We start from the raw sequence: 16,514 nt of genomic DNA, 5'->3' as shown, positions 1-16,514 counted from the left end.
TGACACCCAAGCCCCAGCCCCATCAAACGGCGCCGGCCCACCGCTCGCTACGGGACAGACGCAACGGGAAAGCCCCCTGCCCCGCTATCCCCTGCCCCTGGTCAGCACCATCTCCCGCTCGATGGCGGCGGCATTCTTCGGGTCTGCGATGATCCGCCCCGTCGCCACGAATCCCAGCGACCGGTACAGCGCCTCGGCCCGCGCATTCTCCTCATGCACCCACAGCCGTACGGCTTCCACCGCCGGCTCGGCGAGCCCCCACGACCACGCGATCGCCGCCCGGAACAGCTCCCGCGCCAGCCCCGTCCCCCGGTGCTCGGGCCGCACGTACACCCCGACCACATGACTCTGCGGCACCTCCTGGTCCTCCTCGACCAGGACCACCACCATGCCGCCCCAACTGCCGTCCTCCGCCTCCCCGACGAGCGTCAGCGCCGCACCGCCCTCGTCGGGGGACAAGGCCCGCCGTTGCCAGAACTCATCCGGTTGGCCGGCCGCCGCCGCCAGGGTTTCGTTGAACGCCACCCGGGCCACCGGATCGGCCAACGCCGCCAGCCGCAGTTCCTTGAGCCTCTTCCACTCATCCGCCGTCACCGGCCTGATCACGTACCCCATGCCGCCCAGCATCCCAGCACGCCATCCCGCCGAACCGGCTTTCCGCTTTCCGAGCCCCGAACGCAGAAAAGCCCCGCACCATAAGGTGCGGGGCTTTCCCACAATGATTGTTCGGCGGCGTCCTACTCTCCCACAGGGTCCCCCCTGCAGTACCATCGGCGCTGAAAGGCTTAGCTTCCGGGTTCGGAATGTAACCGGGCGTTTCCCTAACGCAATGACCACCGAAACACTATGAAGTTAACCAACCCGGCAAAAACACAGGTCGTTACTTCAGAACCTACACAGTGGACGCGAGCAACTGAGGACAAGCCCTCGGCCTATTAGTACCAGTCAACTCCACCCGTTACCAGGCTTCCATATCTGGCCTATCAACCCAGTCGTCTACTGGGAGCCTTAACCCCTCAAAGGGGGTGGGAGTACTCATCTCGAAGCAGGCTTCCCGCTTAGATGCTTTCAGCGGTTATCCTTTCCGAACGTAGCCAACCAGCCATGCCCTTGGCAGGACAACTGGCACACCAGAGGTTCGTCCGTCCCGGTCCTCTCGTACTAGGGACAGCCCTTCTCAATACTCCTACGCGCACAGCGGATAGGGACCGAACTGTCTCACGACGTTCTAAACCCAGCTCGCGTACCGCTTTAATGGGCGAACAGCCCAACCCTTGGGACCGACTCCAGCCCCAGGATGCGACGAGCCGACATCGAGGTGCCAAACCATCCCGTCGATATGGACTCTTGGGGAAGATCAGCCTGTTATCCCCGGGGTACCTTTTATCCGTTGAGCGACGGCGCTTCCACAAGCCACCGCCGGATCACTAGTCCCTACTTTCGTACCTGCTCGACCCGTCAGTCTCACAGTCAAGCTCCCTTGTGCACTTACACTCAACACCTGATTGCCAACCAGGCTGAGGGAACCTTTGGGCGCCTCCGTTACTCTTTAGGAGGCAACCGCCCCAGTTAAACTACCCACCAGACACTGTCCCTGATCCGGATCACGGACCCAGGTTAGACATCCAGCACGACCAGAGTGGTATTTCAACAATGACTCCACAACCACTGGCGTGGCTGCTTCAAAGTCTCCCACCTATCCTACACAAGCCGAACCGAACACCAATATCAAGCTATAGTAAAGGTCCCGGGGTCTTTCCGTCCTGCTGCGCGAAACGAGCATCTTTACTCGTAATGCAATTTCACCGGGCCTATGGTTGAGACAGTCGAGAAGTCGTTACGCCATTCGTGCAGGTCGGAACTTACCCGACAAGGAATTTCGCTACCTTAGGATGGTTATAGTTACCACCGCCGTTTACTGGCGCTTAAGTTCTCAGCTTCGCCACACCGAAATGTGACTAACCGGTCCCCTTAACGTTCCAGCACCGGGCAGGCGTCAGTCCGTATACATCGCCTTACGGCTTCGCACGGACCTGTGTTTTTAGTAAACAGTCGCTTCTCGCTGGTCTCTGCGGCCACCACCAGCTCAGAGTGCAAGACTCATCACCAGCAATGGCCCCCCTTCTCCCGAAGTTACGGGGGCATTTTGCCGAGTTCCTTAACCATAGTTCACCCGAACGCCTCGGTATTCTCTACCTGACCACCTGAGTCGGTTTAGGGTACGGGCCGCCATGAAACTCGCTAGAGGCTTTTCTCGACAGCATAGGATCATCCACTTCACCACAATCGGCTCGGCATCAGGTCTCACCCTGCATGTCATCCGGATTTGCCTAGATGACGGGCTACACCCTTACCCCGGGACAACCACCGCCCGGGCTGGACTACCTTCCTGCGTCACCCCATCGCTTACCTACTACCACCTTGGATCGGCGGCTCCACCACGTCCCTTTGTCCGAAGACTCCAGGCCGGCTTCACGGCCTTAGCATTAATGGATTCGATACTGGGCGTTTCAAAGCGGGTACCGGAATATCAACCGGTTGTCCATCGACTACGCCTGTCGGCCTCGCCTTAGGTCCCGACTTACCCTGGGCAGATCAGCTTGACCCAGGAACCCTTAGTCAATCGGCGCACACGTTTCCCACGTGTGTATCGCTACTCATGCCTGCATTCTCACTCGTGAACCGTCCACAACTCGTTTCCACGGCTGCTTCACCCGGCACACGACGCTCCCCTACCCATCACAGCCTCCGTTGGGAGTATTACTGCAATGACACGACTTCGGCGGTGTGCTTGAGCCCCGCTACATTGTCGGCGCGGAATCACTTGACCAGTGAGCTATTACGCACTCTTTCAAGGGTGGCTGCTTCTAAGCCAACCTCCTGGTTGTCTCTGCGACTCCACATCCTTTCCCACTTAGCACACGCTTAGGGGCCTTAGTCGATGCTCTGGGCTGTTTCCCTCTCGACCATGGAGCTTATCCCCCACAGTCTCACTGCCGCGCTCTCACTTACCGGCATTCGGAGTTTGGCTAAGGTCAGTAACCCGGTAGGGCCCATCGCCTATCCAGTGCTCTACCTCCGGCAAGAAACACACGACGCTGCACCTAAATGCATTTCGGGGAGAACCAGCTATCACGGAGTTTGATTGGCCTTTCACCCCTAACCACAGGTCATCCCCCAGGTTTTCAACCCTGGTGGGTTCGGTCCTCCACGAAGTCTTACCTCCGCTTCAACCTGCCCATGGCTAGATCACTCCGCTTCGGGTCTTGGGCACGCTACTCAACGCCCTATTCGGACTCGCTTTCGCTACGGCTTCCCCACACGGGTTAACCTCGCAACATACCGCAAACTCGCAGGCTCATTCTTCAAAAGGCACGCAGTCACGACTGCATGTGCAAGCACATACAGCGACGCTCCCACGGCTTGTAGGCACACGGTTTCAGGTACTATTTCACTCCGCTCCCGCGGTACTTTTCACCATTCCCTCACGGTACTATCCGCTATCGGTCACCAGGGAATATTTAGGCTTAACGGGTGGTCCCGCCAGATTCACACGGGATTTCTCGGGCCCCGTGCTACTTGGGTGGTTCTCAAACGAGCCGCTAATGTTTCAGCTACGGGGGTCTTACCCTCTACGCCGGACCTTTCGCATGTCCTTCGCCTACATCAACGGTTTCTGACTCGTCTCACAGCCGGCAGACTGTGAAAGAGAACTCCCACAACCCCAACCACGCAACCCCTGCCGGGTATCACACGTGACTGGTTTGGCCTCATCCGGTTTCGCTCGCCACTACTCCCGGAATCACGGTTGTTTTCTCTTCCTGCGGGTACTGAGATGTTTCACTTCCCCGCGTTCCCTCCACACTGCCTATGTGTTCAGCAGCGGGTGACAGCCCATGACGACTGCCGGGTTTCCCCATTCGGACACCCCCGGATCAAAGCTTGGTTGACAGCTCCCCGGGGCCTATCGTGGCCTCCCACGTCCTTCATCGGTTCCTGGTGCCAAGGCATCCACCGTGCGCCCTTAAAAACTTGGCCACAGATGCTCGCGTCCACTGTGCAGTTCTCAAGCAACGACCAGCCACCCGTCACACACCCTTACCAGGATGCTTCACCGGGGCCGGCATCGCGAAGGTCCAGACTCAACGGTCCGTACCCTCAGATACCCAACAACGTGCCCGACACGACCAGCCGAATCCTGTGTTCCACGCCGAAGCAGTACTAACAGTCCTCATCTGACCGTGCCGAATAGTCAACGTTCCACCCATGAGCAACCAGCATCAGACATTCGCTGATGTACTGGCCTCTGACCAACCAGAGGTTGGTAAGAAGTGCTCCTTAGAAAGGAGGTGATCCAGCCGCACCTTCCGGTACGGCTACCTTGTTACGACTTCGTCCCAATCGCCAGTCCCACCTTCGACGATTCCCTCCCACAAGGGGTTGGGCCACCGGCTTCGGGTGTTACCGACTTTCGTGACGTGACGGGCGGTGTGTACAAGGCCCGGGAACGTATTCACCGCAGCAATGCTGATCTGCGATTACTAGCAACTCCGACTTCATGGGGTCGAGTTGCAGACCCCAATCCGAACTGAGACCGGCTTTTTGAGATTCGCTCCACCTCGCGGTATCGCAGCTCATTGTACCGGCCATTGTAGCACGTGTGCAGCCCAAGACATAAGGGGCATGATGACTTGACGTCGTCCCCACCTTCCTCCGAGTTGACCCCGGCAGTCTCCTGTGAGTCCCCATCACCCCGAAGGGCATGCTGGCAACACAGAACAAGGGTTGCGCTCGTTGCGGGACTTAACCCAACATCTCACGACACGAGCTGACGACAGCCATGCACCACCTGTACACCGACCACAAGGGGGCGCCTGTCTCCAGACGTTTCCGGTGTATGTCAAGCCTTGGTAAGGTTCTTCGCGTTGCGTCGAATTAAGCCACATGCTCCGCTGCTTGTGCGGGCCCCCGTCAATTCCTTTGAGTTTTAGCCTTGCGGCCGTACTCCCCAGGCGGGGAACTTAATGCGTTAGCTGCGGCGCGGACGACGTGGAATGTCGCCCACACCTAGTTCCCAACGTTTACGGCGTGGACTACCAGGGTATCTAATCCTGTTCGCTCCCCACGCTTTCGCTCCTCAGCGTCAGTATCGGCCCAGAGATCCGCCTTCGCCACCGGTGTTCCTCCTGATATCTGCGCATTTCACCGCTACACCAGGAATTCCGATCTCCCCTACCGAACTCTAGCCTGCCCGTATCGAATGCAGACCCGGGGTTAAGCCCCGGGCTTTCACATCCGACGTGACAAGCCGCCTACGAGCTCTTTACGCCCAATAATTCCGGACAACGCTTGCGCCCTACGTATTACCGCGGCTGCTGGCACGTAGTTAGCCGGCGCTTCTTCTGCAGGTACCGTCACTCTCGCTTCTTCCCTGCTGAAAGAGGTTTACAACCCGAAGGCCGTCATCCCTCACGCGGCGTCGCTGCATCAGGCTTTCGCCCATTGTGCAATATTCCCCACTGCTGCCTCCCGTAGGAGTCTGGGCCGTGTCTCAGTCCCAGTGTGGCCGGTCGCCCTCTCAGGCCGGCTACCCGTCGTCGCCTTGGTAGGCCATCACCCCACCAACAAGCTGATAGGCCGCGGGCTCATCCTTCACCGCCGGAGCTTTCCACCACCAGACCATGCGGTCGGTAGTCGTATCCGGTATTAGACCCCGTTTCCAGGGCTTGTCCCAGAGTGAAGGGCAGATTGCCCACGTGTTACTCACCCGTTCGCCACTAATCCCCTCCCGAAGGAGGTTCATCGTTCGACTTGCATGTGTTAAGCACGCCGCCAGCGTTCGTCCTGAGCCAGGATCAAACTCTCCGTGAATGTTTACCGGTAATCCGGTGAACACACACGAGAGCGGAACAACCAGACGGAATAAGTCCGGTCGTTCACAGCGTCCTCGCTGTGTGTGCCACCCCGACCGCATGGGCCGTGGTGGACTTTTTCAAAGGAACCTCATCTCCCGGAAGTTTCCGGTCGACGGGGTATCAACATATCTGGCGTTGACTTTTGGCACGCTGTTGAGTTCTCAAGGAACGGACGCTTCCTTTGTTCCTGTTTCACCAGGATCTCCGGGCGCTTCCCTTCGGTCTTGCGTTTCCGACTCTATCAGATCCTTGCGGGCCCGATTTTCGCCGGTGCGTTTCCGCCTTTCGGCTTCTTCGCGTTTCCAACCTTACCAGATCCGTTTCCGTCTCCGGCCCCGTGTTGGAGCGGGTCGGCCGTCCGGCTTTCGCTTTCCGGCCTTTCCGACTCTAGCAGACCCGATTTCGTTCCGTTGCCGGTCCGAATTCGTTTCCGATTCCCCGTCGGAGGGGGTTCGCCTGGGGTGCGACTTCTTGCGTTGCCGCGCCTTTCGGCGTGATCACTACTTTAGCGGAATTCCTCGTTGACGCATAATCACGTCACGGTCGAATTTCGGCATGCAGAAATTGGTCCCGGTGAGGGGCCGTGCAGTAGTGGTGTGCCGCTGTTGCGGCGGGATGGCTGCCCGGTGCCTGTCGGCTCCGTGGCAACTCGGAGGACACTACACGAGGGGTTGGGGTTGTTCAAACCCGTGCGGGGGAAGGGCTTGCCGGGTACTTTGGGTCCATGACTACGCATGCGCTCGTACAGCTGTGGTGGCTCGCCTGACGGCGGCCGACCAGCAGCGCATGCATGACCACGGCCGCCGCTTCGGCGGCCGTTCGCGTATCTCCTTCCCGCAGCCGGCCGGCGAGGTCGGCGGTCTCGACACGCACTTTGCGGAGTGCGGGAGCTCGGGAGACGAAGGATGAGCGAGATGGTGACGGCAACGGCGACAGAAATGTCGATGGCGATGTCGGCCGGTGCGCGTACGCGGATCTTCAGTGGGGTGCAGCCGACGGGGCATCTGACGCTGGGGAACTACCTCGGGGCGATGCGGCGGTGGGCCGAGGTGGACCAGCACCGGGCGGACGCGCTGTTCTGCGTGGTGGATCTGCATGCGCTGACCGTGGAGCACGATCCGGCGCGGGTGCGGCGGCTCAGCCGGCAGGCCGCGACGTTGCTGCTGGCCTCGGGGCTGGATCCGGAGATCTGCACGGTGTTTGTGCAGAGCCAGGTGGATGAGCATCTGCGGCTGTCGTACCTGATGGAGTGCACGGCCTCCGACGGGGAGATGCGGCGCATGATCCAGTACAAGGAGAAGTCCGCCAGGGAGCAGGCGCGGGGCGGGAGTGTGCGGCTGTCGTTGCTGACGTATCCGGCGCTGATGGCGGCGGACATCCTGGCGTACGGGACGGATGAGGTGCCGGTCGGGGAGGACCAGGCGCAGCACGTGGAGCTGACGCGGGATCTCGCGGTGCGGTTCAACCAGCGGTACGGGGCGACGTTCGTGGTGCCCAGGACCGTGCATCCGCCCGTGGCGGCGCGGGTGAAGGATCTGCAGGAGCCGACGTCGAAGATGGGGAAGTCGCACGCCCGGACCTCGGGGGTCGTCTATGTGCTGGACGAGCCGGAGGCGGTGCTGAAGAAGGTGATGCGGGCGGTGACGGATTCGGAGCGGGACGTCTCGTACGAGCCGGAGCGGCGGCCCGGGGTGGCGAATCTGCTTGAGGTGCTGGCCGCGTGTGCCGGGGGTGATCCGGAGCGGTTGGCCGAGGAGTACGACTCGTGCGGGGCATTGAAGAAGGACGTCGCGGAGGCCGTGGTGGAGATGTTCCGGCCGATGCAGGCACGGCATGCGGAGCTGGCGGCGGACCCGGGGCAGGTCGATGCGGTCCTGCTGGCCGGGGCCGAGCGGGCGCGGGAGCTGGCCAGGCCGCGGGTGGACGCCGCGTACGAGGCGGTGGGGCTGTTGCCCAGGGGGTGAGGGTCCGGCCGTAGGAAGAGGCGGGCGTCCCGTCGGGGCGCCCGCCTCTTCCCGGGCTCGTGTGAGGGGAGGGGGCCCGCCCGTCGCGTGGGCGGGTTCCTTCTTCCGCCGGGTGCTCCCGTCGGTGCTCGCGTCGGTGCTCGCGTCGGTGCTCCCGCCGGATTCTTCCGCCGGTTCTCCTGTCGGGTCCTCGGACGGGCTTCTCCTGCCGGTCCCGGTGTCCGCGTCAGCCGTTGCCGGAGGCGAGTTCGCGGCTGCGGTCGCGGGCGGCTTCCAGAGCGGCGATCAGGGCGGCGCGTACGCCGTGGTTTTCGAGTTCGCGGATGGCATTGATGGTGGTGCCGGCCGGGGACGTGACGTTCTCGCGGAGCTTGACGGGGTGTTCGCCGCTGTCGCGGAGCATCACCGCGGCGCCGATGGCGGCCTGGACGATGAGGTCGTGGGCCTTGTCGCGGGGCAGGCCGAGGAGAATGCCGGCGTCGGTCATGGCCTCGACGAGGAAGAAGAAGTACGCCGGGCCCGAGCCGGAGAGCGCGGTGCAGGCGTCCTGCTGGGACTCCGGGACGCGGAGGGTCTTGCCGACGCCGGAGAAGATTTCCTCGGCGCGGGCGAGGTGGGAGCCGGTGGCGTGGGTGCCGGCGGAGATGACGGACATCGCCTCGTCGACGAGGGCGGGGGTGTTCGTCATGACCCGTACGACCGGGGTGCCGGCGGCCAGGCGTTCCTCGAAGTACGAGGTGGGGATGCCGGCGGCGCCGCTGATGACCAGGCGGTCGGTGGGGATGTGCGGGGTCAGCTCGGTCAGCAGGGTGCCCATGTCCTGGGGCTTGACGGTCAGGATGAGGGTGTCGGCGGACTTGGCGGCCTCGGCGTTGCTGACCGCTTCGACGCCGTAACGGGCGTGCAGCTGCTCCGCGCGTTCCCGGCGGCGGGCGGTGACCAGAAGGTCGGAGGGGGCCCAGCCACCTCGGATCATTCCGCTGAGCAGGGCTTCGCCGATTTTTCCGGTGCCGAGTACGGCGACCTTCTGGGTCATGCTGCGGTTCACCTCGCCGTGGTGCGTGCCTGGTCGGTACTCCGCTCATCCTCGCACCTGGGGGCGTGCGGTGCCGGGGCGTATCGAGGGCCGGGACGGTGTCACGTCGTACGGCGGCGGAGGGTGGCGGCGCCGAGGGCGAGGACAAGGAGGGCGCCGCCGCTGACGACGAGGACGTCGCGGAGGAAGTCGCCGGTGAGGTCGGGGTGGGTGAGGACCTGGTTCATCCCGTCGACGGCGTAGGACATCGGGAGGATGTCGGAGAGCGTTTCCAGGGCCGGGTGCATGGTGTCGCGCGGGGTGAACAGGCCGCAGAGCAGCAGTTGGGGCATCAGGACGGCGGGCATGAACTGGACGGCCTGGAATTCGGAGGCGGCGAAGGCCGAGACGAACAGGCCGAGGGCGGTGCCGAGGAGAGCGTCCAGGACGGCGACGAGCAGGAGCAGCCAGGCGGAGCCGGTGATGTCGAGGTCGAGGACCCAGACGGACAGGGCCGTGGCGAGGGCCGACTGGACGATCGCCAGCAGGCCGAAGGCCAGGGCGTAGCCGCTGATCAGGTCGGCCTTGCCGAGGGGCAGGGCGAGCAGGCGTTCCAGGGTGCCCGAGGTGCGTTCGCGGAGGGTGGCGATGGAGGTCACCAGGAACATCGTGATCATCGGGAAGATGCCGAGGAGTGAGGCGCCGATGCTGTTGAACGTCTCGGGGCGGGCGTCGAAGACGTAGCGGAGCAGGGCGATCATCACGCAGGGGACGACGAGCATCAGCGCGATGGTGCGGGGGTCGTGGCGGAGCTGGCGCAGGACCCGGGCGGCGGTGGCCAGGGCGCGGGACGGGGAGAAGGGCGCGGCGGCGGAGCGCGGCGCGGTGGCGGGGAGCGATGCCGGTTCGGGGCGGGGCTCGGGCAGAGGTGCGGTGGTCATCGTGCTGGTTCCTTGGGGGTGGCGGTGCCGGGTGCCGGCGGACCGGCCGCGGCCCTGGCCTCGTCGACCAGGTGGAGGAAGGCGGCCTCGACGGTCGGGGAGCCGGTGCGGTCACGGAGTGCGTCGGGTGCGCCGTCGGCGAGGATGCGGCCCTCGCGCATCAGGAGCAGCCGGTGGCAGCGCTCGGCCTCGTCCATGACGTGCGAGGAGACGAGGAGGGTGGCGCCGCGGTCGGTGGCGAGGGTGTGGAAGAGGTGCCACAGGTCGCGGCGGAGGACCGGGTCCAGGCCGACGGTGGGTTCGTCGAGGACGAGGAGCTCCGGGGCGCCGAGCAGGGCGACCGCCAGGGAGACCCGGCTGCGCTGGCCGCCGGAGAGGTTGCCGGCGAGGGCGTCGGCCCGGCCGGTGAGGTCGACATCCTCGATGACGCGGGTGACGCTCTCGCGGCGCCGGGCGCGGGCCGCGCGGCCGGGGTGCAGGACGGCGGCGAAGTAGTCCAGGTTCTGGCGGACGGTGAGGTCGTCGTAGACGGACGGGTTCTGGGTGACGTAGCCGATGCGAGGGCGTAGCCGGGGGTCGCCGGCTGGCCGGCCGAGGACGTCGAGGGTGCCGGTGACCTTGGCCTGGGTGCCGACGATGCCGCGCATCAGGGTGGATTTGCCGCATCCGGAGGGGCCGAGGAGGCCGGTGATCCGACCGCGGGGGACGTCGAAGGCGAGGGCGTCGAGGACGGTTCGGCCGCCTCGGACGACGGTGAGGTTGTGGGCGTGGACGGCGGGGGTGGCGGGGTCGGTGGGGACGGTGGGGACGACACGGCCGTCGGGGGCTGTGGGGTCGGCGGTGCTGTGGGGAACCGCGGGGTCGGCGGGATCGGCGGGATCGGCGGGGTCGCGGCCATAATTCATCATGCGATGAATAGTGCTCCGGGCGGGGTGGGGCGTCAAGGGATCGGACGGGGTGAGTGGGGGCGGGACGAGACGAGGGGCGTACTGAGGGGTGGGTGGAACAGGGAGGGCGGGGAGAGCGGCGTGCCCAGGAGGGGGCGAGGGGTGGCTGAGGTGTGGGGGTGGTGATGCGGCCGGGTGTGGTGCGAGGACGGCGCATGGCGAGGCACTGTGCGCACCGGCGGGCGCCGTAGTGAAGAGAACCGGCCGTTCGTGGTCGATAACTCCGCGTTTACAGGGTGGTTACAAACCGACTTGTGGTCCTGCGCGTTGGCTTGGACACAATGGGGGTGACCTGTCCAGCCACGCCGGGAGGGGCGACGATGGCGAAGATCCGGGTCCGCGGCCTCGGCCGGCTCCTGTTGATCGTCGTGACCGTCGTGCTGGCCCTGTCCCTCGGGACGGACACCGTGTACGGAGAACACGCGCCGGCCGCCGCACCGGCCGCGAACGGCGCCGGTCGTACGGCGCCGTCAGGTACCGAACCGCGGGCGTCCGACACCTCGACCGCGGAGAGTCCGGAATCCGGCAGTGACCGTTGCCCGCCGCGCCGCGAGGGGCGTTCCACGGCCTCGGTGACCGCGCCGACGCCACCGGTCACCACCGTCTCGACCGCCGACCGGGGGCGGACCGAGGGCGGGCTGCGCCTGACCGCCCCGCTGACCGGCCGGCAGGCCGTACCTCTGACGAGATCCGGTGAACTGCCGCTCCAGCACGCCGTCTTCCGTTGCTGAGAGCCGGGAGCTGACAGCCGGGAGCTACCCCAAGGGCCTCCTCGGCCCGCGTCTCCGATGGGCCTCCCCGGCCCGCGTATCCGACGGATCCAGCCGTCATCTCCCTTCGGGGCTCGTCGTGTCCCGTCGTGTCCCGTCGTATCCCTTCGCGTCTCTTCCTGTCTCTTCGTTCCCTTCATGGCGCGCGCCGCCCGGTAATGCCCGGCGGTAGGAACAGCGCGGGCAACGGGCCATCGAGCGTCGGCCGCTGGGCGCATCGCCATGGGCCGGCGTCCGCTCGTGCGCGTCCGTCCCCGTCCCCGTTCCCGTTCCCGTTCGCGTCCGCTCGTGTCCGATCCCGTCCGTTGGCGTCCGTGCGTACCGCGTGTATCCGTGCGCCACCGCATCTCGTACTCGTTGGAGGCATCCCATGCGTAGGTTCCGTGTTGCCCGTCAACGTCCGTCCCGGCCGTCCATACCGTCGCGGCAGGCGCTGTCGGTCTGGCGCGCCGATGTCACCGCCTCGCTCGTCGTCTTTCTCGTCGCCGTCCCGCTGTGTGTCGGGGTGGCCGTCGCGTCCGGGGTGCCGGCCGAACTGGGGCTGGTCACCGGGATCGTCGGCGGGCTGCTCACCGGGTTACTGCCCGGCAGCAGTCTGCAGGTCAGCGGTCCGGCCGCGGGGCTGACCGTGCTGGTCTACGAGGCCGTGCAGGAGTACGGGCTCGGCACGCTGGGTGCGCTGGTGCTGATCGCCGGGGTGCTGCAGCTGACCATGGGGGCGCTGCGGCTCGGGCGCTGGTTCCGGGCCATCTCCGTGGCGGTCGTCCAGGGGATGCTCGCGGGCATCGGGCTGGTGCTGATCGCCGGGCAGCTGTACGCCCTGGTGGACGCCAAGGCGCCGGGCGGCGGGCCGGCGAATCTGGGCGGGCTGCCGAAACTGGCGGCGGACACCGCCGGATCCGGGGCCTCGCTCGCGGCGCTGGCGGTGGGCGCGGGGACCATTGTGCTGCTGGTGCTCTGGCCGAAGTGGCGGCGCGCGGCGCGGGTGGTGCCGGCGCCGCTGGTGGCGGTGGCGCTGGCGACGTTCGTGGTGTGGATGCTGGATCTGCCGGTGGCCCGGGTCGAGGTGGCGGGCCTGCTGGAAGTCGTCCAGCCGCCGGGCGGCGCGGACTTCCTGCGGCTGACGGAGGCGGGGGCGGTGGCCGGTGCGCTGGGCACCGTGCTGGCGTTCACCCTGATCGCGTCGGCGGAGTCGCTGTTCTCCGCGGCCGCGGTGGACCGGCTGCACGACGGGCCGCGGACCGATTACGACAAGGAGCTGATGGCCCAGGGCGCGGGCAACACGGTGTGCGGCCTGCTGGGGGCGCTGCCGATGACCGCGGTGATCGTCCGCAGCGCCGCGAATGTGCACGCCGGGGCCCGGACCAAGGCCTCGCGGGTGCTGCACGGGGTCTGGCTGCTGCTCTTCGTGGTGGCCTTCCCGGCGGCGCTGGGCGTGGTGCCGCTCGCGGCGCTGGCCGGTGTACTGGTGCATGCGGGCGGCAAGTTGCTGCCGGTGAAGCAGTGGCGTCCGCTGTGGCGCGAGCACCGGGGTGAGGCCGTGGTGCTCGCCGCGACGGCGGTGGCGATCGTGGCCACCAACATGTTCGAGGGGGTGCTGCTGGGGCTGTTGATGGCGGTGGCCAAGTCGGCGTGGGAGACCTCGCACGTCCACCTGGAGATCGTGGGGCTGGACGAGCCGGCGGCACCGGGCGCCGGGGGTGCCAAGGCCGGCGATGCCACGGCCGGCCTCGGGGCGGGCGGGCGCGCCCAGGGCAGCCTCGCGGCGGACGGACACGGAACGGACGGACGCGGAACGGACGGGCCCGGGGCACCTGGGCCGGACGGTCACGGAACCCGCGGGCCGGACGGCTCCGGCCCCCGGCGCCCCCTCCTCGTAAGGGCCTTGGGCCATGCCACCTTCCTGCGCCTGCCGAAGCTGCTCGACCAGTTGGAGGCGCTGCCCAAGGACCGGGAGATCCAGCTCGACCTGTCGGGGCTGCGGCATCTCGACCATGCGTGTGCGGCGGCGCTCGGCAACTGGGAGGAGCAGCAGCGGCGCGGACCGGACGGGACCACCCGGCAGAAGACACCGTCCATCGCCCCGTGAGGCGAACCGAGTCCCGCAGGGCCCCAAGACCCACAGGCGGCCCAAGTCCCGTAACGGAACCCCAGATTCGTAAGGCACCACAGGGCCCTTAAGGCAACCCAGGACCGGCAACACAACCCGGTGGGAAAGGACCGGCGTTGCGGCGGAAATGACCGTAGGGTCGGCATGCTCGTGACCGCCGACCCCTGGAGCGCTGTGAATCGCCGGCCTTTCCGCTGCTGCGGTGCGACCGCCGCCCTGTCCGTCGCCCTGCTGCTCTCCTCGTGCACGAACGGCGCCATGGGCGTCCGGGGGGCGGCGGGCAGCGGCGGGGTGGGCGATCCGCTCTTCCCCGCGCTCGGCAACGGCGGCTACCAGGTGCGCCATTACGGGCTCGATCTCGGCTACGACGTGAAGAAGAAGCACCTGGACGCGACCGCCGAGATCGCCTCCGAGGCCACCGAGGACCTGCGGTCCTTCCAGCTCGATCTGCAGGGGCTGCGGGTCTCGGACGTACGGGTCGACGGCAAGGACGCCGCGTTCTCCCGTAAGGGGCACAAGCTGGTCGTCCGGCCGGCCGAGGGCCTGAGGAAGGGCGCACGGTTCCGTACGACCGTCGACTACGGCGGTACACCGCAGGAGCTGAAGGACCCGGACGGTACGACGGAGGGGTGGGTCAAGACCGCCGACGGGGCGTTCGTCTCGGGCGAGCCCGCCGGGTCCATGACCTGGTTCCCCGGCAACAACCACCCCGAGGACAAGGCGGCCTACGACTTCACGATCACCGTGCCGAAGGGCTATACGGCCGTCGCCAACGGGGATCTGCGGTCGGAGAAAACGGCCGGCGGCCGGACCACCTTCCGTTGGCACAACGGGCAGCCCATGGCCAGTTACCTCGCCACCGCCACCATCGGCCGCTTCGACGTCCACCGGTCCCGTACAGCCGACGGGCTGCCGCTGTACGTCGCGGTGGACCCGGCGGAGGCCAAGGCGAGCAAGGGGCCGCTGGACCAGCTGCCGGAGATCCTGAAGTGGGAGAGCGGGCTGTTCGGCCGCTACCCCTTCTCCTCCGCGGGCGCGATCGTCGATGACACCCCGGACCGGATCACGTGGATGGCGCTGGAGTCCCAGACCAAGCCGGTCTACGCCGGGGCGCCGGACACCGTGACCGTGGTGCACGAGATGGCCCACCAGTGGTTCGGCGACTCGGTGACCCCGAAGACCTGGAAGGACACCTGGCTCAACGAGGCCTTTGCGACCTACGCCGAGTGGCTGTGGACGGAGCACAAGGGCGGCAAGACCCCGCAGCAGCAGTTCGACGCGCTCTACAAGGACAAGAAGGACACGCAGCGCTGGGCCTTCCCGCCGGGCAATCCGGGCAAGGCGAAGAATGTGACCGGGACCCCCGTCTACGAGCGGGGCGCGATGCTGCTCCAGGAGCTGCGGAACGCGGTCGGCGACAAGACCTTCTTCCGGATCCTCAAGGAGTGGCCCGCCAAGTACCGCTACTCCACCGCCGACGCGAAGGAATTCATCGCCTTCTGCCAGGAACACACGGATGTGGATCTGACCGGGCTGTTCGACACGTGGCTGTACGGCAAGGGGAAACCGGAACGGGAGTAGCGGGCGGGTGCCGTCCGGCCAGGCGCACCCGATTAGGTGCCACCCGGCCGGTGTCCCCCGACCCGGCGTCCCCCGGCCGGCGTCCCCCGGCCCGGGAATGCCGAGCAACACCTGCTCACCGGCCGATGCCCGGGATGCAGCCGACGATGTCCGGGCGGCGGGCCGCCAGCCGCAGGACGCGGACGGCGTTGCGGACCACCTGTTCCTTGACGCGGGCGGCCGGACGGCCCGTCAGCACGCGCTCGCGCGGGGTGTCGTCGGGCCGTAGCGACTGGATCAGGCCGTCGTGCCGTCCCAGGCTCACGCACTGTACGAAGAACGCGTACGTCAGCGGGCGGGGCGCGGCGCCGCGCGACTCGGTGATGATCGCGCCGGCCACGTGCGAGCCGGTCGGCAGCGCGGTGGCGCAGGCCATCCGCAGGGCGCCGGCGCGGGGTGTGCGGGCCGCGGCCGCGTCGCCCGCGGCGTAGATGTCGGGGTGGCTGGCCGAGCGCAGCGCCCCGTCGACCAGGATCCGGCCGGTGAGCGGGTCGGTGTCCAACCCGGCGTCCTTCGCGAGCCCCCCGGCGGCGGCCATGGCGCCGGTCCACAGCACGGCGTCGGCGTCGGTATCGTCCCCGTCGGCAACCCGGCGGCCCTCCTCGACGCGGACGTGCAGCCGGTCGAGGACGGTACGGACATGCGCCCGGCCGCGGGCCGACAGCCCTGCGCCGATCTCGCCGCCGGTCAGCAGCCGGACCTGCCAGCCCGGGTGGGATTCGGCGATCTCGGCGGCCATCTCGATGCCGGTCAGGCCGCCGCCCACCACGGCCAGCGTGCCCGGGCCGTCCAGCAGCCGCTTGTGCAGGGCTGCGGCACTCTCGGCGGTGAAGGCCCGCTCCCACGGCCCACGGGCCGGGGCTCCCGAGGGTCCGGCGCCGCGGAGGTCGGTGTGGCTGCCGAGGGCGTAAACGAGCCGGTCGTAGAGGAGGGTGCGGCCGCAGTCGGTGTGCACGGCACGGGCGTCCGGGTCCAGCGCGGTGGCGCGGGCGGCCAGATGCTCGATGCCGGTGCCGTGCAGCATCGCGGCCCGGGAGTGGTCCACTGCGGGGCGTCCGGCGGCCAGTTCGTGCAGGCGCACCCGTTCGGTGAACCGGTCACCGGGATCGACCAGGGTCACCTGCGCATACGGGGCGAGCCGGAGCGCGGCCATGGTGCCCGCGTAGCCACCCCCGAGAACCACGACCCGCAGCCGCTGTCGTACCCGCTGCCGTGCCACGCTCTTCATGCTG

General features: G+C 66.8%; 9 protein-coding genes and 3 rRNA genes. 4 read left to right on the top strand and 8 right to left on the bottom strand.

The genetic code is table 11. The annotated features are described in order from the left end of the window. Nucleotides 1-84 precede the first annotated feature (84 nt). From ABR737_RS26385 to ABR737_RS26370, 4 genes are all read right to left on the bottom strand, one after another. The gene (locus ABR737_RS26385; RefSeq protein ID WP_350252791.1) at nucleotides 85-615 is read right to left on the bottom strand and encodes a GNAT family N-acetyltransferase; all 531 of its coding nucleotides are present in this window, start codon (nucleotides 613-615) and stop codon (nucleotides 85-87) included. A 109-nt stretch (nucleotides 616-724) separates the two neighbouring features. Then, a 5S ribosomal RNA gene (gene rrf / locus ABR737_RS26380) occupies nucleotides 725-841 on the bottom strand. Nucleotides 842-915: 74 nt separating this feature from the next. After that, nucleotides 916-4,038, bottom strand: a 23S ribosomal RNA gene (locus ABR737_RS26375). Nucleotides 4,039-4,342: 304 nt separating this feature from the next. Beyond that, nucleotides 4,343-5,871: ribosomal RNA gene (locus ABR737_RS26370) — 16S ribosomal RNA — on the bottom strand. Together the 16S, 23S and 5S rRNA genes form the textbook arrangement of a ribosomal RNA operon. Nucleotides 5,872-6,829: 958 nt before the next feature. On the opposite strand from ABR737_RS26370, the gene trpS reads away from it, so the two are divergent. Then, the gene (gene trpS, locus ABR737_RS26365; protein WP_350256928.1) at nucleotides 6,830-7,879 is read left to right on the top strand and encodes a tryptophan--tRNA ligase; all 1,050 of its coding nucleotides are present in this window, start codon (nucleotides 6,830-6,832) and stop codon (nucleotides 7,877-7,879) included. 226 nt (nucleotides 7,880-8,105) lie between these two features. On the opposite strand, the gene proC is transcribed toward trpS, so the two are convergent. From proC to ABR737_RS26350, 3 genes are all read right to left on the bottom strand, one after another. Continuing rightward, nucleotides 8,106-8,915 carry a pyrroline-5-carboxylate reductase gene (proC, locus tag ABR737_RS26360; protein ID WP_350252789.1) on the bottom strand — a complete coding sequence of 270 codons (810 nt, stop codon included), beginning with the start codon at nucleotides 8,913-8,915 and terminating at the stop codon, nucleotides 8,106-8,108. 101 nt (nucleotides 8,916-9,016) lie between these two features. Then, nucleotides 9,017-9,835, bottom strand: coding sequence for an ABC transporter permease (locus ABR737_RS26355; protein WP_350252788.1), 819 nt, complete (start codon nucleotides 9,833-9,835; stop codon nucleotides 9,017-9,019). Continuing rightward, entirely contained in the window at nucleotides 9,832-10,743 is a 912-nt protein-coding gene (locus tag ABR737_RS26350; RefSeq protein ID WP_350252786.1) for an ABC transporter ATP-binding protein, read from the bottom strand. The genes ABR737_RS26355 and ABR737_RS26350 overlap by 4 nt, the downstream gene beginning before the upstream one ends. Nucleotides 10,744-11,102: 359 nt before the next feature. On the opposite strand from ABR737_RS26350, the gene ABR737_RS26345 reads away from it, so the two are divergent. The 3 genes from ABR737_RS26345 (at nucleotide 11,103) to ABR737_RS26335 (ending at nucleotide 15,243) form a co-directional block, all read left to right on the top strand. Next, nucleotides 11,103-11,513, top strand: a complete 411-nt coding sequence (locus tag ABR737_RS26345) for a hypothetical protein (protein ID WP_350252785.1) — start codon at nucleotides 11,103-11,105, stop codon at nucleotides 11,511-11,513. Between the two features lie 409 nt (nucleotides 11,514-11,922). Further along, on the top strand, nucleotides 11,923-13,641 hold the full coding sequence (locus ABR737_RS26340) for a SulP family inorganic anion transporter (protein WP_350252783.1): 1,719 nt from the start codon (nucleotides 11,923-11,925) through the stop codon (nucleotides 13,639-13,641). A 195-nt stretch (nucleotides 13,642-13,836) separates the two neighbouring features. Then, nucleotides 13,837-15,243 (top strand): M1 family metallopeptidase, encoded by a 1,407-nt coding sequence (locus ABR737_RS26335; RefSeq protein ID WP_350252781.1) that lies wholly within the window; start codon nucleotides 13,837-13,839, stop codon nucleotides 15,241-15,243. Between the two features lie 115 nt (nucleotides 15,244-15,358). Here the strand turns inward: ABR737_RS26335 and ABR737_RS26330 are convergent, their stop codons facing one another. Continuing rightward, a complete protein-coding gene (locus ABR737_RS26330) occupies nucleotides 15,359-16,510 on the bottom strand; it encodes an NAD(P)/FAD-dependent oxidoreductase (protein ID WP_350252780.1) in 1,152 nt (383 codons plus the stop codon). Nucleotides 16,511-16,514: the final 4 nt, after the last annotated feature.

It is taken from the genome of Streptomyces sp. Edi2 (assembly GCF_040253635.1).
Taxonomy (GTDB): domain Bacteria; phylum Actinomycetota; class Actinomycetes; order Streptomycetales; family Streptomycetaceae; genus Streptomyces.
The sequence above is the reverse complement of the archived record's forward strand: the minus strand, read 5'-3'. Positions and strand labels throughout refer to the sequence as shown.

Excerpts from the sequence above, each read along its gene's own strand:
- ABR737_RS26385 (WP_350252791.1), bottom strand. The coding sequence starts at position 615 with ATGGGGTACGTGATCAGGCCGGTGACGGCGGATGAGTGGAAGAGGCTC.
- trpS (WP_350256928.1), top strand. The coding sequence starts at position 6,830 with ATGGTGACGGCAACGGCGACAGAAATGTCGATGGCGATGTCGGCCGGT.
- proC (WP_350252789.1), bottom strand. The coding sequence starts at position 8,915 with ATGACCCAGAAGGTCGCCGTACTCGGCACCGGAAAAATCGGCGAAGCC.
- ABR737_RS26355 (WP_350252788.1), bottom strand. The coding sequence starts at position 9,835 with ATGACCACCGCACCTCTGCCCGAGCCCCGCCCCGAACCGGCATCGCTC.
- ABR737_RS26350 (WP_350252786.1), bottom strand. The coding sequence starts at position 10,743 with ATGATGAATTATGGCCGCGACCCCGCCGATCCCGCCGATCCCGCCGAC.
- ABR737_RS26345 (WP_350252785.1), top strand. The coding sequence starts at position 11,103 with ATGGCGAAGATCCGGGTCCGCGGCCTCGGCCGGCTCCTGTTGATCGTC.
- ABR737_RS26340 (WP_350252783.1), top strand. The coding sequence starts at position 11,923 with ATGCGTAGGTTCCGTGTTGCCCGTCAACGTCCGTCCCGGCCGTCCATA.
- ABR737_RS26330 (WP_350252780.1), bottom strand. The coding sequence starts at position 16,510 with ATGAAGAGCGTGGCACGGCAGCGGGTACGACAGCGGCTGCGGGTCGTG.